This is a genomic window from Alteromonas lipotrueiana (assembly GCF_019249245.1).
GTDB classification, from domain to species: domain Bacteria; phylum Pseudomonadota; class Gammaproteobacteria; order Enterobacterales; family Alteromonadaceae; genus Alteromonas; species Alteromonas lipotrueiana.
In genome coordinates, this window is sequence record NZ_JAESDK010000019.1 from 78,934 (window position 1) to 98,738 (window position 19,805).

The following is a 19,805-nucleotide window of genomic DNA, read 5'->3' on the forward strand; positions in this document are numbered from 1 at the left end:
CATGCTAAACCGGGTTGGAGTTTTTTGTCTGGCAATGATGCTGTGTGCCCAGGTGCATAGTGCAAGCATTTCGCAAACAACGCTAAATCAGTATGCAGAGTCAGGCGATATTTTACGATTGGAGGGAAAACGTGATGAAGCCACTTTGTCGATCCCTCTTGCTGCAGGTCAACAAGTAAAAAAAGCCTCGGTTGAGTTAGCAGTGGTTAGCTCTGCGGCGCTGGTAAAACGTCGTTCTATTTTAAATGTGCGTTTTAATAACGCGACAATTGGCCAGATTCTATTTGACCCAGAGCGCCCGCAGCTTACCTCTACGGTAGATATACCCGCTCAGCTATGGCGTCACGGTTTTAATAGTTTAACCTTTGCCGTAAGCCAGCATTACGCAAATCAGTGTGTTGATGGCGGCGCACCTGAGCTCTGGAGCGAAATAAACTTAGGCCGCTCTAATCTGAAAGTACACAGCGAGTCAGTCGATACGCCTTTGACTTTGCAAAGCTTGTCGCACTTTTTTGGTCCTGGTATAGGGGCGCAATCCCAAGTGACCCTGATTAACACCAAAGAAGCGGCCAAAGAGGTGGTCGCAAATGCTTTACCTTTGGTGGCGCAGGCACTGGCGCTGCGCAGTCAATATGTCCCTTTACAAATACGTCATCTAACCTTGTCACCTCAGACAACCTTGCCGGTGCTTTCAAACTCGCAACAATGGTCACCTGCGCTTACCGAACAGTATTACCAAAGCAGCTGGTATATTCCGGCGTCTGATAAACGCCAGTTGCATGTTTTGGTTGGACAAAAGCAAACCTTAGCCAAGTATTTGGGTAAAGAGATGCAGCAGAAAATAAACGGGCCATTTTTGGGCATTGAAAACACACGAGCCTTTGCTGCTGCGCAAAGTACCCGGATACCGGCTATCCCGCGACTTATTGTGTCGGGCACAACCCCAGAAGAAGTACGTAAAGCGGCCAAAACACTCGCCCTGATGGATGATGCATTAAATCCTGACAATACAATTACGGTGACTCAGGACACGTCTGGCCCGGCGACCACTACGGCTAATATTTTAAAGCCGGACAACACCTACACGTTTGGTCAGCTAGGCCAAAACGACATAACATTCACCGGCGAAGGACAGTTTGAGAAAACCATTTCATTACGTTTGCCTGCTGACTTTTATGTACCCGAAAGTGCCAGTGTTAAATTAGCGCTCGATTTTGCTTATGGCGCGGCGGTGGGGCCCGGCTCAATGATGAATGTTATGGTTAATGATGAGCTTGTGCACGGCCGGCCACTGGACAATATCAATGGTCAGGCCTACCGGGGCTACCAGTTAAGTCTGCCCGCCCGTTATCTTCGGGGTGGATTAAATACCATCAATCTGGCCGTTACTATGCGTGCACCATTGACCGGGCAGCCTTGTGACGATGTTGGAGGAAGCCATATGCTATTTCAGTTACAAAATAGTTCTTCGGTGTCACTTCCAGAAGCAGGAAGCGTGGTAAGTCAGCCCAATCTGGGCCTGTTTAAAGAAACGGCGTTTCCTTTTGCGCGCAGTAATGAAATGCATTCCAGTGGAATTTATATGACCAGCGACGTCATGACCGGCGCGGCGCTTACTTTGGTAGGTAAGTTGGCCCAGACCGCCGGAGCCATGCTGCCCAATTTATACTTATCTTATGACATTGCCCAAACATTGTCAGGAAACGCTTTCTTGTTATCGACCCCAGACCAGTTACCGCAAGATTTGGCTCAGGGCTATAAAGCATCATTAAGCGCAACTAAACAATGGCCTTACAGAATGCAAAACGCATTGCACAATCGTATTTACAATTTTACAGACACAGGCAGCGAGGACATATTTCAGTTAAGCGGTATTACAAAACAAAAAAGTACGCTGGGCGAGATGGCAGTGATCAGTGCCCGTAAAAATCCCCGCTCTGAAGAAACCGGAAGTTTGTATATTTTAGCAGCCCAAACGCCCGAATTGCTCAATCAGCGTGTTGATGATCTTATAAGCCTGAGTCTTTGGGGACAATTAGAGGGCGACTTTTTTAGCTGGCAGAACGCCTCGCAACCACTGCTTGCGATGCAGGTAGAACAACAGTTTCAGCTGGGTGAAGAAGACAATCGTTTACTTGAACTGCGGATGTGGCTTTCAAATAACCCGTGGTACTGGCTATTAGCATTGGCCGTACTGATTTTGTTATGCACAACTATCGCGGTCGTTTTGTTGCGCAGGCGCAATCAAGCGGTTACGGAAGACTGGTAATGCGGTTAATTTTTGCATTGTTCCTGGGGTGGGCAATATTGGCTGTTACCGGCTGTAAAGAAACCCGTGAATCGTCTGCATTTGAAAAAAACTGGCAGCGTTATGCACAGCAGTTTTATCAAAATGGCCGTATTGTCGATACCGGTAATGACAATGTGTCGCACAGTGAGGGGCAGGGTTACGGTATGTTGTTTGCCGCTCAGGCGGGCGATCGCGAACGCTTTGATGCAATATGGCAATGGACAAAAAAAACGCTACAGCGCGACGATTATTTGTTTAGCTGGCGCTATCGTCCTTGTCCGTTAAAAAACGCGGCTTGTATTGATGATACAAACAATGCCTCAGATGGTGATATTCTGATTGCCTGGGCTTTGTTACGTGCAAGCAAACAGTGGGAGAGGGAACAGTACCGCACGCAGGCTTTACAAATAATCAACAGTATAGAGCAAAAGCTTGTGGTGGAAGCTCATGGGTATACAGTGCTGCTACCGGCCCAACAGGGATTTACCCAAAGCTTAGATGTGCAGCTTAATCTTTCTTACTGGATTTTTCCGGCGTTCACTGATTTTTATACGACTACCGGTAAACCGGTTTGGAAGGCACTTAATACCTCGGGCCACCAATTATTAGGTCGGGTGGCTGCAAAAAAACCAGGATTACCTGGCGACTGGATGTGGTTAAGTAAGCAAAAATTAACCGTTAAAAATGCAATTAATCAGCAGTATGGATTTAATGCCTGTCGTATTCCCCTGCATCTGATTTGGCAAAAACCAATAAAAACACCATTGTTGCAGCCTTACCTTGAATTTTGGCAACAGCATAAAATTGTGCCTGCTACCCTTAACCTTCAGACCGGAGAACCTGCTGAATATCGATGGAGCAACGGGATGCAAGCTATCGCCCAGGCTGTCCGCTTTAAGCTGGATAAACGTTCAGAAGCGCCCACCGCCATTATTGCAGAAACCGACGATTATTTTTCTGCCAGTCTGATCATGCTGAGTCAGCTAAGTCTGGCAGATACCGAGTTATGAAATCGCTGACGTGCTGGATCATAACCGCGGCAGTCAGTGCCTCAGGGGCTGGTATGGCTCAGGTAATTACCGACTATCAAAGTGCTGAAATATTACCTTTAAAACCCGCTAACGCCGACGTCGACACTACCGGCATTTGGTTTCATATTCAGCAAAAACAGACGCAGATGGCTGAAGATGAGTATCGGCGTTTAAAGCAAAAGTATCCTGCGTGGCAACCGTCACCTAATCTTAGCACTGCCTTACAGCTGTTGAAGTCGCCGCCTCAACCGAAAATAGCGCCCCCCACAGTGCCTGAAGCTAAATCGCATAGGTTAGCCTCTGAATCTGTTTTGTTATCTCATCGTGCCGGGTTAAGTGAGCAGGCGCAGCAGCTTTTCTTACGCCTTAGCAAGTTAACCGCAACTCAACGCCTGGACGTGTCGCAGGCTATGTTAAATAAAGCCTCTGACGTAGCCGATAATGCTGGGCGACCAGATTATCATCAATTGTTAGGGTGGATATATGTGGCCCAAGAGCAACATGCCCAGGCTTTAACCCAATTTCAGGCAGCCCAGGCACTATTGCCCGCCACCAATACAAAAAACGATGCGTATGATGGGGTCATTGCCAGTGTGACTGCCCTTACAACGAGCGCGCTGCAAAACAATAATTTACAAGCGGTAAGTCAGTGGCTCGATAAATATCCGGCCATAGGGTTAGACCAGCTTGTCGAGAGCAACGCGTGGCAGGCTTACCAGCAACAAAATTTTACCTCAGCGTTACAGCTATTTGAGCTTACCGGTAATATTTACGGACAAGTGTTATCACTGATAAATGAGAATCAGCAGGAAAAAGCCACTGCGCTGGCCTGTGAAAACGATGCCACCCCTCAATTAGCCCGATTATGCGCCGATCAGTTGTCTGTGCAACAAGCCATGCTTTATGACGCGAAAGACTATCGCACCAGCCTGAAAAAAGCTGATGCTATGGCGGCCCGGCGGGCACTGAGTGCCCCAGAAGCTCAATTAACCGGGTGGGCACTGCTTGCACTAAAGCAACATACTGCCGCGCAAAAGGTATTTAACACATTGTTAAGGCGCGAACCTGATAATCAGATATATGCCCAGGGATTGCTGCAATCTTTAGACAATGCTTCTGCGATACAGCTGTTTGCTGATTTATACCCGGCTGTAGCGCACCTTGTGAACCAACAAAATAGTCAAAATGCCTGGCAGCGCAAACAATTTCAGCTGGCACGGCAGCTAGGGCATGACCAAAGCAAGCAGGTGATGTCAGAAAACACGCTGGCAGTGTTTGCCGGATTGACCAGCTACAATCGCAGCGGTAGCCCGGGTCTGGGCCATCTTGACCGACTTGGTAGCTATATTGGCATTACCGATAAAATAGCGAACTGGCAATGGCAGTTTGATATGCAATATCAGCAGCTTTATAGCGGCCAGGCCCGGGCTGGAAACTGGTTTGGTGATGGTCAGGTGAACGACGACTTTAACAGCCCGACAGGCGTTGACGGTACCGGTATTGCCGCAAGTGTTCAGTACGAACATACCAATGCAACCTATTACGCGCAGCTTGGGTATAGCTTATTTGATCAACCCGTTAGCGCTCGCCTGCAGGGCCAGTTGGCCGGCGTATGGTTTACCCAGAACAGCACATTAGGCGTTACGCTTTATCAACAACCCGTAGCGCAGAGCTTATTGAGTTTGGCGTCGACCTATTTTGAAAACAGCAGCGAAGCCTGGGGTGCGGTGTATAAAACGGGCGTACGGGGGCTGTACTCACAGTCATTAACACCCCACTGGGCATTATCATTCAGTGGGGTGGCTGATAAGTATCACGGTACCCAGGTTATTGATAATGACCATCTGAGCGTTCGAATTGATATCAGTAAGGCAATAAATATTGATACTGATGTCCCCCTCGATTTTTTACGGGTAGGACCTTTTGTAAGTTGGGAAGGGTTTGAACACAATGCCAGTGGCTTTACCCGTGGTCATGGGGGATATTTTAGTCCTGAGGGTTTAGTCACTGCCGGTTTGAGTGGTTCAGTGTTGACCGCCGAGGGCCAACGCTGGCAAATCAAAAGCGATATAAATGTGGGCTACAGCTGGATAAACGAGCAACACTATTCGCGCTTTGCTTTAACTGCAGAAGGACCAAAGGTTGAAGCCCAACGACGCTCAGGGCTTAGCGCCCAAATAGCCGTGCAGGCGCAGTGGCAGCTAAGTCGTAATATACTATTAACGGGGTTTTTCGGCAGAAACTTTGCAGTGGAGTATCAGGAAACTCAGGCGGGGATTCAAATACGCTGGCAGCCTCAACAAAATGGGGTTACCAGCGATACTTTACTACTTGAACAACCCGCCTTAAGTGGTTTTGCGTTTTAAACGGCGTCGCCAGCCTAAAGCGGCAAGCGCACTAAGCGTCACTATCCAGGTAGACGGTTCGCTAACATCTGCAAAATCGCCAAACCGGTAATTGTTCACCTGGCCCGTAAATTCACCTGCCGGTGTTAACCAGTTTTTAACAATAAAATTGCCATCAATCTGGCCGTTATAAAACGTAGTGTCGGCTAACGGAGCCAAGATGCTGCCTTTAAAGCCGACCGCGTGCAGCGATAGCTCGGTTGCGTCGACAAAGTTAAACAATAGATTGTTTGCTACTTCACCTGAATGACGACCTGCTTCACCGTCTTCGGGACGGTTGTCGACAAGCTGGCTGCCGTCGGCACCTGAAAAGCCGGTATTAAATAACTCTACAGACTCACCATACACATTAATAACATTGTAGCTGGTCGAAGGAACGTCGAAGATGAGATTTTTATTGGGCGCCGAAAAATCAGCCGCGTTGATTGAAAAAATATTAACATCTTTATCGCCGGCCAGGGTTATTTCCCAAATGCTGTCGTTATCGCCAACTATCTGAGCTGTGGAGGTCGCGGCGTAGCTGCCCCAAAGCTGAGAATTCGCCAGCAATTCGCTATTTGTCGATGCAAAATCAAAGCTATTGTCTGCATAGAACTGATGAGTGTTATTAAACTCGTTTTCGTTGTACAGCCCCACAGTTTCATCAATATCAATGTTGCCGCCTGCGGTAGCATCGCCATGATAAATACGGGTGTTGCGGGCCGTGGCATTTTGTCCTACTACCATCGATGGCAACGCAGAATTTTGCGGCAACTGCAAACCCACAGCAAAGTCTTTTAAGTTAACGTTACCGCCTACGGCAAGCCGCCCTTCGACATCAGAGTTGCGGCCGGTCATATCCTGCAGAACATAGGCATTAAAATTGGCCGCGTCGCCCAGATAAAATGGGGCAGCATGAGCTGTTAACGATAACGTACTGGCTAAAATAGCGGCTGCAACCGGGGTTTTCCAAACCTTCATAACAACTCCTTTGTAGAGCAAATACCATGCTTCTACGATGTACCAATTGAAAAGCAAAATGTGCTTATGCGGGATAATTAAATATATTGAACAAATTTTAAGCTTTTACGGTGACTAAAGCCAGTTATTAAGCATAAAAAAACGCAGCCCGAAGCTGCGCTTTTGAATACTTAAAGACCACCAGAAAATATTAGCCTTTTTTAACCAGTACTGAAACTTTATCAATACCTGCAATTTTTACCTGGTTCATTACTTCAACAACCACACCTTCTTCGGTATTTTCGTCAGCCTGGATAGCAGCAGTATCGGTGTTGTTTTCAGCCAGATACGTTTGCGCGTTAGCAACAACCCGACGAATATCAACTTCACGACCACCCATCATAATTTTGCCTGTCTCATCAATACGAATAGACAACGCTTTAGACGGCTGATTGTTATTAGACTGATTGTCTTCAGGGCGACTTACGTCAAGGCTTTTCTCTTTAACAAAAGACGTGGTAACAATGAAGAAGATCAACATGATGAACACAATGTCCAACATGGGAGTCATGTCAACCTGAGCCTCGTCCTCAGCAGATGTATGCTTTTTTCTTTTCATCTTGTATTCTTTCTTCTCTAAAGTTCTAGCGCATTAGTATACCGTTTGTAATAAAAATATATAGTTTTTTCATCAAACAGTGTGCGCCGGTTTAACACGAGTATTGGCCAACTGGCCAGGCTGTACGCCTTTAAAATGCACATTTAAGTCATTTTGGGCTCAGCGTTTTATCCAGCATGTCGAACTATTTCATTAACTGCTGGTTAACCTGAGTACGCAAATTACCATGAGGATAAATACCAAGTCTAGCCTCTACCGATCTTTTTGTACCCTGAACAAGAATGGCGTTTTTCAGAAAATGATCCTGAATGCAGGCTTCAAAAGCTTTTGCAGCCATCTCTTGAGGCGTGACATAGTAATACATTTTTAAGCCGCGATCAGCTCCGATCAATGTTTTCAGGCAAGATCTGCAGGCGCCATCAGGGTAAAAATCAACAATTCGAAAAAAACAACACAGTAATGCATTTAGCGGGTGCGCTGTTTGCGATGCATTACCTGACCAGGTTTGCACAAAGTACCCGTGAGCCGGATCTACAAACATTCTTCCGGCAATTTGGCCGTTTGTCCCTGCCACCGCTGATACTACTGCTTGAACAAACAAATCCATGAAGGCTTAAGTCAAAAATTGTCTGGAAGATATACCGCGTGCTAAAAAGAAGTTAATGCTTCTTAATCCAGGCTCGAAAGCTTGCTAATCCGTAATCAATGTCTTTTCGTAACTAACCAAACCGCTGTGCGCGTTCGCATTGGAAGTTGTTGTCTGCAATGGTTTTTAGCGCATTTAATACACCTCTTCTTTGTCAGGATTCAAGTATGATGAAACTAAGCCCAATTTTAGCCGCATTAACGTGCACCTTCAGTCTCGCATCTCAAGCGCAAGTTCCCGTAACACCTGAGAATGGGTACGCAGTGGGGACCGAAGTACCCTTGCCAGAACCTTATGCAACTAAATCAGCAAAACGTCGCTCAGAGGTTATTCAATGGCCTGATGATAAAAAGCCTTCGGTTCCTGAAGGATTTACCGTAAAAGTATTTGCAAAAGACTTACAGCATCCCCGCTGGATTTATACTTTACCCAATGACGATGTATTAATTGCGGAGTCTAACGACGCTGAAAGTGGCAGTGCAGATAGAATTACGTTATTCAGAGACAAAGATAAGGACGGCGTGGCTGAAGAGCGTCACGTATTTCTGGAAAAGGGCCTTAATCAGCCATTTGGTATGGCATTGTTGCAAGGCGATTTTTACGTTGCCAACACCGACAGCATTGTACGTTATAAGTACGAAGACGGTGCAAACAGCATTAAAGGGGAGGGTAAGAAAATCCACACCCTTCCTTCCGGTGGCTACAATCATCATTGGACCCGTAATATTAAAGTCAATGAGGCGGGCGACAAGTTCCTGCTGACCGTGGGTTCTTCCAGCAATGTTGGTGAGCACGGCATGGATAAAGAAGAACGCCGCGCAAAAATTCTTACTGTAAACCCGGATGGCAGCAACGAAGAAATCTTTGCCTGGGGTCTGCGTAACCCTAACGGACTGGATTACAATCCAGTGACGGGCGAGCTTTGGACCGCCGTTAATGAGCGGGATAAGCTTGGTGACAATCTTGTACCTGATTTTGTGACCAGTGTTAAAGAAGGTGGATTTTATGGATGGCCTTACAAATATTACGGTGAGAACATCGATCCTCGTTGGAGCGACAACATGCCGAAAGATCTCCCCGAAAAAACGCTTATTCCGGATATGGCATTAGGCAGTCACACCTCGACGATGGATTTAGAATTTTACGAGGGTGACGCGTTTCCTGAACGTTATCATAACGGTTTGTTTGCAGCCCAGCATGGTTCCTGGAACCGGGCTAAATACAACGGCTATCGTATTGTTTTTATGCCATTTGAAAACGGTAAGCCCACCGGTGAAATTGAATCATTTATGGATGGGTTTCTTAAAGATATGAAATCGGATACTGCGTACGGTCGCCCCTCGGCGGTACGTGAAACAGCTTCTGGAATGTTGCTGGTGGCCGACGATGATGGCAACACAATATGGTCAGTCCAGGCTGACAAATAAACTTACAATGCCGGTTTATTTATTTTGAATGATACTTAAACCGGCCACTATGTTCTTTTTATTGCTAGGTCCGGCTTACCCTGCGGCCTATAGTTATACTGTAAAGATTAAACCGCCTGCAAATATTCTGAAAGCCGACCTCTGCATCATCCATCGGGGCGGATCGGGGCGATAAAATGGCTGGTGAAAGCAGCCAGCAAACTTAACCAGCTAGGGTTAGCTTAGCTCTTCAAGCAGTTGCAAACACCATTTCTCAATGCGCTCGTCAGTTTGCTCGTACTGGTTTTCATCATCAAGACTCAAACCCACGAAGGATTGTTGATCTTCGGTCAGCGCTTTAGAGACGGCAAATTCGTAGCCTTTATTTGGCCAGTAACCAATAATGTTACAGCCTGAGGGAACCAGCGCATCATGGAGCATACCCAGGGCATCCTGAAACCAGTCGGCATACCCTAACTGATCGCCCAGACCAAACAAGGCCACCGTTTTACCCTGCAATGCCAATTGATAAACCTCTTCCCAGTGCGACTCCCAGTCTTCCTGAAGCTCACCAAAATCCCAGGTAGAGATACCAAAAATAAGAATATCGAAGTTTTCGGCACGCTTTAAAGCCTCATCTTTGATGTTATGCAGGCTAACTACCTGGTCATCGAACAAAGTGTTTAATTGTGCCTGAATTTTTTCAGCCGCCATCTCGGTATAGCAGGTGGTTGACCCGTAAAACAGGCCAATAGACAGGGCAGATTCACTCATTTTTTTACCTTTTATAGTTTTAGTCTGGTTGATGTGCCGGAAATTCTATCGTTTGCTGATTGGCGCACAATGCTTTGCAAATAACTTTGTCAGCGTCATCATCAATAATCAACTGACCCACCGCACTTTGATTAAGCAGAGTCTTGGCTTTTTGCTCAGGTACCGGACGTGCAGTGACCGACATATTACGCCGACGCGTAAAGATATTTAACACCGAGTCGGGACTGTAAAGATACCGGTTAAACCGTTCAAGTCTTTTTAGCAGGTTCTCGGGAAATGTATTTTTTAAACCACTACAGGTAAATTGGGTGATGTGCGGGCTGTTGCGCTTGAAGCGCAGACGGACATCGTAAACAAACGAGTAGTGAACATCGCCTGACAAGATAATAAATTCGGGAGGTGTTCGAAAGTGTCTGAAGATATTTAACATGACATGGGCAGTGCCGCGGTGGGCCATCCAGTTTTCGGCATCTACCGTTAACGCCTGACCAAAAAAGGTAAACACCTTTTGAATGGCTTCAATAAATTTGACCCCATAAATGGGCGCCGCTGACACCACAATGACGGCTTTTTTGCCAATTATGTCCTGCTGAAATTCACACAATGCTTCCCAGTCCATCAGGCCTGAAGGTTTCTTTGCATTGCTTTCTGAGCGCCAGCGGCGGGTTCGCGTATTTAAAACACATACCGGAGGGCTGGTATTTAGGTTGTAATGCCATTGCTCAAAATCTAACAAAATATCAATAAAGTCATCGTGTCGGGCAAGACCGTCAGACGTAAATACAGACTGAGCCTGTTCAATAATTGGCTTAAAAACCTCAGGTTTGTTGCCCCAGCCCTGGCATAACCAATACGCCATAAGTGCATTACCTACCATACGACGCGATAACGGATGCCCGTAAACTTCGTCTTCCCAGTCACGGGTAAGGTTCCAGTCGTCAGTGACATCGTGGTCATCAAATATCATATACACCGGGATATGCGCCAGCGCACGACGCACCGGGCCAAGCGCCGTGATAAAATTTTCAAGAGCCTGTTGTTCATCAATAAACTGCTGACGATATTGGGCGCTTACCTGTTCAGGGTCTAAGGAAACCAATTGCCAGGGCAAATCTGACCAAACCAATAAATACATGGCCATTACTTCGGCAAAACTTACCAAATGGTTATGTGCGTTTACCGAGGTAAACACCGGCTTTTCTTTTGCGCTGAAAAACAGTTTAGACAAAGGCGTATTCAGCTCAGTCTGCGGTAAAATCTTTTCGCGTTCGTAAAAATTGTGTGGGTGTCCAATTAGTTCGCTGCCTTTGTTTACCACCGCTCCATGCAAGGTTTCATCAAATAAACCCAGTTGCGTACTTAGCTGCTGTACTGCCTGAAGCATAGGACCTGCCACGTCGTCGGTATAAACCTGATCGCCTGACATGATCAGCATATCTGGCCGGCGTACCTGGTGCGAAAACTCCTGCGCAATACAATCGTCGACCCGTTGCAAAGCATCGTCTACCGGGTGATGCGGTTTACGACAAGAGCCGTGCAATACATTACTGAGCTGTTGTTGAAACCGAAAACTAAACGCATCTTCATTAGCGTAAAACAGGTTAGCTGCCGTTTTTTGCCATGCTTGCTGACGCTCAGTGCTGGCAAAATTAAGCGAATAGTAATATACCGTATTCACACTTAATGTATCTTCAGGAACAACCTGCAACAGGTGAACATAGGCATAGGTACCTACCTGCACCGTGTCGGTATGAGTATTAATGGAAACCGGGGCGTCATTAAATAGCGCCACTTCAGGTGCCTCGCTACCCGACGTTACCAGCCACACCGTTACCGTGCGAGCATCGATATGTCTTAAAACAGGGCCAGCCAGCACGACTGGCAGACTATGATCAGAAATAACCCACCTCTTTTATAGATTCTGCAACCTCATTGGGGTGCCTGAAAATGTATAACTACCATTTGGGTATCAAAGCAATGTGGCAGTAAACTAAACGGCATTATGTTCATTATTAAAGTTAAAGCGCAGCAAAAAAGTGCAACAAAATACATCAACTGAACTCGTATCCCGCCTGTGCTTCACCGCGCGCTTGCCTATACTGAACAAGTACGAGATATTATAAAGCCGAAAGTGTTTATACTGTGTTTTTCTTTTAAAGGATATTATGAAGCATCTGGCTCTGTATGTTTTGGCATTAACAGTAAGTTTAAGCGGCTGCTCTGACGCTCCACCTGTTGAAAATTCAGGCATTGATGAAGAAGCAAGCCCTGCTATTGTAACCATAAAAGGCCAGTGGCTGTCTGAAGCTAACGGCAGCGTAGCAATAGACCCGCAGCCTTCAGGATTATCAGTATGGCAAAACAAGTTAGTGTCTATCTCAGATGGCAGTGCCGATAGTTCTCAACAACGCCAGTTGCATATTATTGAGCCCGAAACCGCCACTCTGTTGCCCAAAACGGAAAAAATGCGTTTAGGTAGCCGCGTTCGTCGAAGTTGCTTTGCCGCTTATTTAGGAAGCGAGCCCGATCTTGAAGCCTTAATTGCAGATCCCATCGACCCGGAAGTCTTTTACACCGTAACCGAAGATGCTACCCGAACCGGTGCCTTGTCGCCACGCTGTCAACAGCGTTATACCGAGACCGGCTCGACCGACTACCCCACATTGCTAGTTCGGTTAGAGCAGCTAGACAGTGGCGATGTAATAATGACCAGGGTACGACCATTACAGTTTGATAAAAAGCTGGCGGTAGGCGATTTTCCAAATGACGGTATTGAAGGTATGGCGTTAGGTAAAGATGGGCGGTTGTATCTGGCTCTTGAAAAAGACAAAGCCGGCAATCCCCGTATTTTTGCTGTGGATATGATAGACGGGTTTTGGGAAACCACCGATTTTGCCAGCGTAATTGAGCCGGCAATAAAGCTTCCGCCGCACGAAGAAGGCTCGCATCCCATCAACGCATTAGAATATTACCTCCATCCTGAAACCGATAATCCGTATTTATTAGCAATAGCGCGAAACGACAATGAATTGTGGGTATTAGACGTTAATGGAGAACAGCCTGCTAACAAAATTAAGATGGACTTTCTGGCCCCGGCAAAAGGCGAAGATTGCGCCGAGTATGAAAGAATGGACAACGCGTCTATTGAGGGGGTAACCGTACTCAACAATACCCTGTGGATGATCAACGACCCGTGGAAAGTTAATTATCTGAAAAATATTCAGTGCCAAAGTAATGAAACGAGCTATAAAAAGATGGCCGCGTTACTGTTTAGCACACCATTACAAAGTACCTGGTTTACAACAACGCAAAACCACCAACAAGCACAAAGCAGCGCAAACTAAACGCTGCTTTGTTCGTTTTTAGTCTTTGCGCAAACGTGAGGCAAAAGTCTTTTTAAACTTGGCCAGTTTAGGGGCCACAACCATTGCACAATACTGATTTTGCGGATTATTGGTAAAGTAATCCTGGTGGTACTCTTCAGCGTCATGATAATTGTTTAATGTGGTGATTTCAGTCACGATAGTGTTGGGCCAAACCTCATCTTTAGTCATCTCATCAACAATTTTTTCGGCTTCGGCTTTTTGAGTGTCGTCATGATAAAATATCGCGCTGCGGTATTGGGTTCCTACATCGTTGCCCTGCCGGTTAAGTTGGGTGGGGTCGTGCAGGGCAAACAATATTTCTAAAACCTCACGATAGCTTATTTTATCTGCGTCAAATTCGACCTTTACCACTTCAACATGACCGGTATTGCCACCACATACCGCTTCATAGGTTGGATTGTCAGTCTGACCGCCTGCATAACCGGAAGTGGCTTTAACGACACCCTCAATTTTGTTAAATGCTGATTCTATACACCAGAAGCAGCCACCACCGACGGTGGCAGTTTGAATGTTCGCCATAAATTTCTCCCTTGTTCGTTGCTATAAAAGGTGGGTGCGCGACAAACACACTTCAAGTCATCCGGCAGATTATTTTTAGCGTACCAAGTTACCTGACCTACCAAGTGACACGGCATTCAATGATTATTTTTTACGATGGGCACTGTCCTTTGTGTCGCAAAGAGATGGCGCATTTACAGCGGTACGACAAAAGCCGGTATATTCAGTTTGAAGATATTCAGCAAGATGATTTTAGTGAGCGCTTTAGTACGCTGGATTGGAACGCGTTAAATAATAGCATTCATGTTCAGCAGGAAGATGGCACAATGCTTTCAGGTTTAGATGCAACCCACGCTGCCTGGAAGGCCGTAGGTAAAGGCTGGCTATACGCCCCCCTTCGCTGGCCTGTCGTTCGTCCGGTAGCAGATAAAGCCTATACGCTATTTGCGCGCCACCGATATAAAATTTCGTATTGGCTTACCGGTAAAAAACGCGGCTGCGACAAAGGCTTCGACAGAGACACTCACCTATGAAAGACGTAATTGTAATTATTGGGGCCAACGGTGGCATCGGCCGGGCGATTACCGCCCAGGCGGCCCAACGCTTTGAGCAAACGCCGGTGTACGCATTATCGCGACACCCTGTGACTGACCAGGGGGCTGATAATGTCACTTTTAAAACACTGCAGACAGATAACGAAGCCGACATTGCTGAGTTTTGTCAAACCATAAAACACGCTAACGAACGGGTCGTCACTGCCATATGCACGATCGGTACGTTGCACGGCGCCGTGGATGAACTGTCGCTGTCCCCCGAGAAAAAGCTCGAAGATCTTAATGAGTCACAGTTACTGGCCTATTTTAAAATCAACAGTGTGATCCCAGCTCTGTGGCTAAAGCATCTGGTAGGTGTTATGAGCAGTAACCCCAGTCAAATTGCGTGTCTGAGTGCCAGAGTAGGAAGTATCAGCGATAATCGTCTTGGTGGTTGGTACGGCTATCGCGCCTCTAAAGCCGCCCTGAATATGTTGGTGAAAACCGCTGCGGTTGAATATGGCCGGCGGGCTAAATCTACCAGCCTGGTGTGTTATCACCCGGGTACGGTAGATACGGCTTTATCAGAGCCTTTTCAGCACAATGTTAAACCTGAAAAACTATTCACAGCGCAGTTTACGGCTAACCAGTTGTTAACGGCGCTTGAGACGGTGGAAAGCCAGCACAGCCCTTACTTTCTTGACTGGGATCACAAGGTGGTAAGTTGGTGATACGGTTAACGCCCGTCAGTTGCGCTTAAATTCAAGACTTTTCGTAACACTGCTGTTACCATTTTGAAAAAAAACGGTGACGTGGCAGCGGTGTGAAGGCGTTAGCATTTACCCACAGCTACTAAAAAAATACGTTGCCAACGTAATACAACAAATAACAATAAGTTGAGGGGAAGCTGGGAATGAGCGGAGCCAGAGAACAGTTCGGATCGCGCATCGGATTTATTCTTGCCGCAGCAGGGTCTGCTGTGGGCATTGGAAACTTAGTCGGGTTTCCGGTAGGTGCAGCGAAAAATGGTGGCGGTGCGTTTCTTCTGATGTACGCCATCTTTGTATTTGCGATATGTTTGCCAGTTATGTTGGCCGAAATGACCGTTGGACGCCGGGCCCGTAAAGACCCATTAGGCAGTTACAGAGAGCTGAGCAATAACTCAGGTCGCTGGAAACTGGCCGGTTGGTTATCCATTTTAACCCCCTTTATGATTGCCGTGTTTTATCTGGTCATCACGGTATGGATATTCGGGTATCTGTTTGAAGCCATGACCGGCGACTTAGATGTATTGGCGAACCCTGATACCTTTAATACTTTTATTAACTCGCCAAAAGTCTTTTTATACATGGCAGGCGTGTCAGCTATTGTTTATCTGATATTGCAAGGTGGCGTAAAAGAAGGTATTGAAAAAGCCGCCAAATTACTGATGCCGTCGTTGTTCTTAATGCTGCTGATTTTAGTGGTGTTTGTATTAACGCGGGACAATGCGATGGCGGGTGTCAAATTTTATCTCATTCCTGACTTTAGCAAGTTAACCGCGTCGGTGATAAATGGGGCGTTATCGCAAGCCTTCTTCTCTTTGTCGTTGGGGATGGGGATATTGCTAACCTATGGCAGTTATATCTCTAAAGATGCTGATGTGCCCAATTCAGCAAAGCTGGTGGCCATTACCGATACCGCCGTGGCGTTTACTGCGGGCTTATTGATATTACCGGCTATCTTTTCGTTTAACCCCGATACCAACCCCGCTGAATTGAGCGAGTCATCCATTGGGATGATCTTCACATTCCTGCCAAAAATATTTTTAGCATTGCAAACCAGTATTGGTTATATCGGGGCCTCGGTTGTCGCGAGTCTGTTCTTCTTACTGGTGTTTTTTGCGGCCATTACTTCGCTGGTATCTATTTTTGAAGTACCGGTTGCCGCATTAATGGAAGAGAAAAACGTAAGTCGTAAAAAGGCTTTGGTGTTGCTGGGGAGTATCTTAATTGCACTGGGCGGATTCTGCGCATTGTCATTCGGTTTCGTTGATTTCTTCACCAGTTTTGCCCATTATGCAGGCGCCGATAAGTCGTTTTTCGATGTTGTCTACGATGTTTTCTACGATACCATATTGCCACTTAACGGCTTTTTGATTTGTATTTTTGTTATCTATCGCTGGAAACGTCACAACCTGAATGAGGCCCTTGAAGAGGGGGCGCCAAACTACAAAGGTAGTTTCTTCGCCCGCTATGTAAATGTGTCTTTGGGAACGTTTATACCGGTTATTCTGGCGGTTATTTTTATAAATACCGTATGCCTGAAGTACTTTGGCTATTCTTTGTTTTAAAGTGCGCTGGGCCTACAACATGTCATAAGGGTTGGCATAAGCGGGCTTTACGCCCAGTTGTTGCCAGCTGGCCCGCGCATCAATTAACTTGCCGCTAGCGGGCAGGGTGTGAAAGTTAAAGTTAAAAACAGGGGCTTCAAGCCCCTTTTTTTGTGCACTATCAATGTAATAGCGTCCTCGCTTAGGATGCTCCAACGCACATAGATGCATTGCTTTGCCGGTGATCTTTTGTTCCAGTAACTGTTCTATGGCTTTGCAGATATCAGCCTCATGCACCAGGTTAACAACCTGCTCACCTTTGTCTAAACTACGACCACTTAAAAAATTGACGGGATGGCGGTCTGCGCCTACTAACCCGGCTAGCCTGAGCACTATCGAGCGCTGCGCGTACTGGTGTTGTAAATAGGTTTCTATCTCAACATGGGCCGTGCCTGAGGCGGTTACAGGCTGTAACGGGCTTTGTTCGGTTACCGTTGTATTCTGCTCACCGTAAACGGCTGTTGTACTGATAAATACCAGGTAAGGACAGCCCGCTGCAAAAAACGCATCGATTAAGGCCTTCATGTTACTGACATAGGCGGGGTCTATCGGGCGCTTGCGTGCTCCGGGCGGAATATTAAGAATAACAGGATTGGCGCTACTGGTGGTGGCCACCGCTTTTTCAGTCTCGCCCAGGGTATAAACAAGGGGGGTGACATTTAAACGCTTAAGCTGTGCGGCTTTTTCAGAGCTGCGGGTAGTGCCTAAAATGTTATAACAAGCGGGTAGGCGGCGTACCAGGTGTTGGCCTAGCCAGCCACATCCACATAGAGTCAGGTTAGTCATAGCGTTCGCAAGTAAAGATAAACAAACACTATCCTAGCATGGCGCTGAAGATTGGCTCGTATTATTGTACCAATTAGATTATCTGCTGTAATCAGAGCCGGCTCACTCTTTTAAAATTGAATGAGTGGTGTGTATGACTCACTCAATTAACATGATCGCTGAGCGTTTAAGTAGGGTTATTAACGCAGGCAGCAAAACCGAAAGCTGGGCTTATAAAGAAACGATATTGAGTTTAATGCAGAGGCTTGCGTGCGCGGTGACACATTTGCATTTAGCGCCAAATGTTCAAGGTATGGTTCAACTTCATTATCACCCATTGTTGGAAGGGTGATGGAAGGGTGAGGTTTCCCGTAAAAGTAAATAAACGCTGAAATCCACTTCAAATAAGTAAAGACAGTCCTTGAAGAATACTTTCTTAGTAACACGTACATCAGTGATCTGATTTAAGAGCAAAGACTTTTTTTCATGACTTTCTGTTTATCTGTAGAAATACACAGCTATCGCAGCTTTTCCCCTATATTCACGCAAACGACCCAATCGCGCGTTTGCGTCCTAAAATCAAATAGCTTAATTTTCTTGCAGCCATTGCCTGCATCAGCTTTCACCAACTTGATAATCATGGCAATATGGATAAAAAACGAGCGGTAGCTCGGCAGAAAAACGCGCAAGTTGCGCCTTATTAAATTGTTATGTGCTAAAAGGATTTATATGAAAAATTGGGAAGATTTCACATTTATTCAGAAAGCTGCAATAGGCATCAGCATAGTCCTAGTTGCCGCGTTTGCTCCTGAAATCGCACTACTGGTTCAGTTTGGTGGTATAGAGGTAGCATTCGCTTTTCTACTTGTAGCTTTTCAGCCAATTATGACTTGGCTAAATCGTTTCTATGCCCACATCAAAAACACTGCAAGTGTCGCTGTGATTTTTCTCAGACATAGCAACTCATCTAAACCTAGCGTTTTCGCGTTACAGGCTACATTTTGCTGTCTTGCGTTGGCTCTCACTGGTTCTGGTATTTTTGCCTTTAGCTTTTTTATGCCAGGCATGCTGCTAAACGGAGTAATGGCGTGAACGCACATAACAAAACGCTATTGGCACTCACTCCGTTCGCTGGGACGCAAACACGGGGCCGCTTCGCGATTATAGCCCCGTGCCTGTGCCCCAAAGCTTAAAGTTAGGCACTAAATATGAATCCCATACAGCAAGCATCCAATTACGATAAGATTGCAGAGCATTGGAATAGCGACCGCTTCAATAGAGAAAATGGTATTTCTCAGCACAAGAGAGCGCTTAACTTTGCCCCAAAGACGGGAAAAGCTATTGATGTAGGCTGCGGTAGTAGCGGTCGTATAATCAATTTATTATTAGAGTATGGATATGATGTTGAGGGGCTGGACCTTTCAGCCGAGATGCTAAGACTTGCCAAAATAAGGCATCCTAATGTCATATTCCATCATGCAGATATCTGCAACTGGGATCCATGTAACAAATATGCATTCATATCAGCATGGGATAGTATTTGGCATGTGCCCCTAGAAAACCAAGAAAGTGTAATTGGTAAGCTCCTTGAGCATCTGGAAGTGGATGGCGTAATAATTTTTACAAGTGGTGCGGTCGATGAGAAAGGTGATGGTAGCAATCCATTTTTAGGTCAAGACTTGTATCACGCAGCTCTTGGCATCCCTGCACTTTTAAAGTTATTGGAAAGTCACAACTGTGTGTGTCGACACTTGGAAAATGATGACTTTCCAAACAAACATTTATACGTGGTCGCACAAAAACGTGCCTAACAAAAAGCTGTTGGCACTCCCTTCGGTCGCTGGGACGCTAACACGTGGGCTCACTCGCTTCGCTCGGATTTTAGCCCACGTGCTAGCGCCCCAAAGTTTGGCGTTAGGCATTTTAAGGAAGTATGGTGAAAGTTCATCTAGTGGTAGCACACCCAGAACAAGGCTCGTTTAATTTTGCGTTGCATCAAACAGCAATAGATGTATTTAAAAATGAAAACTTTAAGTTAGAAATTTCAGACTTATATAAACAAAATTTCAATCCTGTTGCAGGGAAAGATGATACAGCTAATTTTCCAGTAGGTGAGTTTTTTCAATTAGCAAAAGCTCAGAG

Annotated in this window: 19 protein-coding genes; 11 read left to right on the plus strand and 8 right to left on the minus strand. The window is 46.1% G+C overall.

Features of this window, described 5'->3' with window-relative positions:
• Position 1: 1 nt before the first annotated feature.
• The 3 genes from JK130_RS13035 to JK130_RS13045 are packed head-to-tail and all read left to right on the plus strand — an operon-like array spanning position 2 to position 5,687.
• Positions 2 to 2,269: a cellulose biosynthesis cyclic di-GMP-binding regulatory protein BcsB gene (locus JK130_RS13035; protein WP_218354762.1), complete on the plus strand. Its 2,268-nt coding sequence runs from the start codon at positions 2 to 4 to the stop codon at positions 2,267 to 2,269.
• Complete coding sequence (locus JK130_RS13040; RefSeq protein WP_218354763.1) at positions 2,269 to 3,300, plus strand: family 8 glycosyl hydrolase; 1,032 nt, start codon at positions 2,269 to 2,271, stop codon at positions 3,298 to 3,300. Before JK130_RS13035 ends, JK130_RS13040 begins: the two co-directional genes overlap by 1 nt.
• Positions 3,297 to 5,687 (plus strand): cellulose synthase subunit BcsC-related outer membrane protein, encoded by a 2,391-nt coding sequence (locus JK130_RS13045; RefSeq protein ID WP_218354764.1) that lies wholly within the window; start codon positions 3,297 to 3,299, stop codon positions 5,685 to 5,687. The genes JK130_RS13040 and JK130_RS13045 overlap by 4 nt, the downstream gene beginning before the upstream one ends.
• Here JK130_RS13045 and JK130_RS13050 read toward each other — a convergent pair.
• From JK130_RS13050 to JK130_RS16845, 3 genes are all read right to left on the minus strand, one after another.
• Positions 5,667 to 6,686: a choice-of-anchor A family protein gene (locus tag JK130_RS13050; RefSeq protein WP_218354765.1), complete on the minus strand. Its 1,020-nt coding sequence runs from the start codon at positions 6,684 to 6,686 to the stop codon at positions 5,667 to 5,669. The two genes, JK130_RS13045 and JK130_RS13050, sit on opposite strands and share 21 nt — an antisense overlap.
• Positions 6,687 to 6,876: 190 nt before the next feature.
• Positions 6,877 to 7,284: an ExbD/TolR family protein gene (locus JK130_RS13055; RefSeq protein ID WP_195811161.1), complete on the minus strand. Its 408-nt coding sequence runs from the start codon at positions 7,282 to 7,284 to the stop codon at positions 6,877 to 6,879.
• A gap of 184 nt (positions 7,285 to 7,468) precedes the next feature.
• The gene (locus tag JK130_RS16845; protein ID WP_218354766.1) at positions 7,469 to 7,891 is read right to left on the minus strand and encodes an LPD1 domain-containing protein; all 423 of its coding nucleotides are present in this window, start codon (positions 7,889 to 7,891) and stop codon (positions 7,469 to 7,471) included.
• A 206-nt stretch (positions 7,892 to 8,097) separates the two neighbouring features.
• On the opposite strand from JK130_RS16845, the gene JK130_RS13065 reads away from it, so the two are divergent.
• Complete coding sequence (locus tag JK130_RS13065; protein WP_218354767.1) at positions 8,098 to 9,357, plus strand: PQQ-dependent sugar dehydrogenase; 1,260 nt, start codon at positions 8,098 to 8,100, stop codon at positions 9,355 to 9,357.
• A gap of 216 nt (positions 9,358 to 9,573) precedes the next feature.
• On the opposite strand, the gene fldB is transcribed toward JK130_RS13065, so the two are convergent.
• Both fldB and JK130_RS13075 read right to left on the minus strand, forming a co-directional pair.
• The gene (fldB, locus tag JK130_RS13070; RefSeq protein ID WP_218354768.1) at positions 9,574 to 10,110 is read right to left on the minus strand and encodes a flavodoxin FldB; all 537 of its coding nucleotides are present in this window, start codon (positions 10,108 to 10,110) and stop codon (positions 9,574 to 9,576) included.
• 19 nt (positions 10,111 to 10,129) lie between these two features.
• Positions 10,130 to 11,995, minus strand: a complete 1,866-nt coding sequence (locus JK130_RS13075; RefSeq protein ID WP_218354779.1) for a metallophosphoesterase family protein — start codon at positions 11,993 to 11,995, stop codon at positions 10,130 to 10,132.
• Between the two features lie 280 nt (positions 11,996 to 12,275).
• Here JK130_RS13075 and JK130_RS13080 point away from each other — a divergent pair, with 280 nt between their 5' ends.
• Positions 12,276 to 13,454 (plus strand): hypothetical protein, encoded by a 1,179-nt coding sequence (locus JK130_RS13080; protein ID WP_218354769.1) that lies wholly within the window; start codon positions 12,276 to 12,278, stop codon positions 13,452 to 13,454.
• 18 nt (positions 13,455 to 13,472) lie between these two features.
• Here the strand turns inward: JK130_RS13080 and msrA are convergent, their stop codons facing one another.
• Positions 13,473 to 14,015 carry a peptide-methionine (S)-S-oxide reductase MsrA gene (msrA, locus tag JK130_RS13085; RefSeq protein ID WP_218354770.1) on the minus strand — a complete coding sequence of 181 codons (543 nt, stop codon included), beginning with the start codon at positions 14,013 to 14,015 and terminating at the stop codon, positions 13,473 to 13,475.
• A gap of 119 nt (positions 14,016 to 14,134) precedes the next feature.
• Between msrA and JK130_RS13090 the strand changes: the two genes are divergently transcribed.
• From JK130_RS13090 to JK130_RS13100, 3 genes are all read left to right on the plus strand, one after another.
• A complete protein-coding gene (locus tag JK130_RS13090) occupies positions 14,135 to 14,527 on the plus strand; it encodes a thiol-disulfide oxidoreductase DCC family protein (RefSeq protein WP_218354771.1) in 393 nt (130 codons plus the stop codon).
• On the plus strand, positions 14,524 to 15,258 hold the full coding sequence (locus JK130_RS13095) for an SDR family NAD(P)-dependent oxidoreductase (RefSeq protein WP_218354772.1): 735 nt from the start codon (positions 14,524 to 14,526) through the stop codon (positions 15,256 to 15,258). Before JK130_RS13090 ends, JK130_RS13095 begins: the two co-directional genes overlap by 4 nt.
• Positions 15,259 to 15,440: 182 nt before the next feature.
• Positions 15,441 to 16,859, plus strand: a complete 1,419-nt coding sequence (locus JK130_RS13100; RefSeq protein ID WP_218354773.1) for a sodium-dependent transporter — start codon at positions 15,441 to 15,443, stop codon at positions 16,857 to 16,859.
• Between the two features lie 12 nt (positions 16,860 to 16,871).
• Here the strand turns inward: JK130_RS13100 and JK130_RS13105 are convergent, their stop codons facing one another.
• Positions 16,872 to 17,684 (minus strand): NAD-dependent epimerase/dehydratase family protein, encoded by an 813-nt coding sequence (locus JK130_RS13105; protein ID WP_218354774.1) that lies wholly within the window; start codon positions 17,682 to 17,684, stop codon positions 16,872 to 16,874.
• A gap of 179 nt (positions 17,685 to 17,863) precedes the next feature.
• Positions 17,864 to 18,115, minus strand: coding sequence for a site-specific integrase (locus JK130_RS13110; RefSeq protein ID WP_246587800.1), 252 nt, complete (start codon positions 18,113 to 18,115; stop codon positions 17,864 to 17,866).
• A gap of 277 nt (positions 18,116 to 18,392) precedes the next feature.
• Here JK130_RS13110 and JK130_RS13115 point away from each other — a divergent pair, with 277 nt between their 5' ends.
• The 3 genes from JK130_RS13115 to JK130_RS13125 form a co-directional block, all read left to right on the plus strand.
• Positions 18,393 to 18,755, plus strand: coding sequence for a hypothetical protein (locus tag JK130_RS13115; protein ID WP_218354775.1), 363 nt, complete (start codon positions 18,393 to 18,395; stop codon positions 18,753 to 18,755).
• 116 nt (positions 18,756 to 18,871) lie between these two features.
• A complete protein-coding gene (locus JK130_RS13120) occupies positions 18,872 to 19,474 on the plus strand; it encodes a class I SAM-dependent methyltransferase (protein WP_218354776.1) in 603 nt (200 codons plus the stop codon).
• A 122-nt stretch (positions 19,475 to 19,596) separates the two neighbouring features.
• A partial coding sequence (locus tag JK130_RS13125) for a hypothetical protein (RefSeq protein WP_246587801.1) occupies positions 19,597 to 19,805 on the plus strand: 209 nt, incomplete at its 3' end.

Coding starts and splice junctions, on each gene's coding strand:
- JK130_RS13100 (WP_218354773.1), top strand. CDS start 15,441: ATGAGCGGAGCCAGAGAACAGTTCGGATCGCGCATCGGATTTATTCTT.
- JK130_RS13050 (WP_218354765.1), bottom strand. CDS start 6,686: ATGAAGGTTTGGAAAACCCCGGTTGCAGCCGCTATTTTAGCCAGTACG.
- JK130_RS13090 (WP_218354771.1), top strand. CDS start 14,135: ATGATTATTTTTTACGATGGGCACTGTCCTTTGTGTCGCAAAGAGATG.
- fldB (WP_218354768.1), bottom strand. CDS start 10,110: ATGAGTGAATCTGCCCTGTCTATTGGCCTGTTTTACGGGTCAACCACC.
- JK130_RS16845 (WP_218354766.1), bottom strand. CDS start 7,891: ATGGATTTGTTTGTTCAAGCAGTAGTATCAGCGGTGGCAGGGACAAAC.
- JK130_RS13080 (WP_218354769.1), top strand. CDS start 12,276: ATGAAGCATCTGGCTCTGTATGTTTTGGCATTAACAGTAAGTTTAAGC.
- JK130_RS13040 (WP_218354763.1), top strand. CDS start 2,269: ATGCGGTTAATTTTTGCATTGTTCCTGGGGTGGGCAATATTGGCTGTT.
- JK130_RS13095 (WP_218354772.1), top strand. CDS start 14,524: ATGAAAGACGTAATTGTAATTATTGGGGCCAACGGTGGCATCGGCCGG.
- JK130_RS13110 (WP_246587800.1), bottom strand. CDS start 18,115: ATGTACGTGTTACTAAGAAAGTATTCTTCAAGGACTGTCTTTACTTAT.
- JK130_RS13065 (WP_218354767.1), top strand. CDS start 8,098: ATGATGAAACTAAGCCCAATTTTAGCCGCATTAACGTGCACCTTCAGT.
- JK130_RS13045 (WP_218354764.1), top strand. CDS start 3,297: ATGAAATCGCTGACGTGCTGGATCATAACCGCGGCAGTCAGTGCCTCA.
- JK130_RS13120 (WP_218354776.1), top strand. CDS start 18,872: ATGAATCCCATACAGCAAGCATCCAATTACGATAAGATTGCAGAGCAT.
- msrA (WP_218354770.1), bottom strand. CDS start 14,015: ATGGCGAACATTCAAACTGCCACCGTCGGTGGTGGCTGCTTCTGGTGT.
- JK130_RS13115 (WP_218354775.1), top strand. CDS start 18,393: ATGAAAAATTGGGAAGATTTCACATTTATTCAGAAAGCTGCAATAGGC.
- JK130_RS13055 (WP_195811161.1), bottom strand. CDS start 7,284: ATGAAAAGAAAAAAGCATACATCTGCTGAGGACGAGGCTCAGGTTGAC.
- JK130_RS13035 (WP_218354762.1), top strand. CDS start 2: ATGCTAAACCGGGTTGGAGTTTTTTGTCTGGCAATGATGCTGTGTGCC.
- JK130_RS13105 (WP_218354774.1), bottom strand. CDS start 17,684: ATGACTAACCTGACTCTATGTGGATGTGGCTGGCTAGGCCAACACCTG.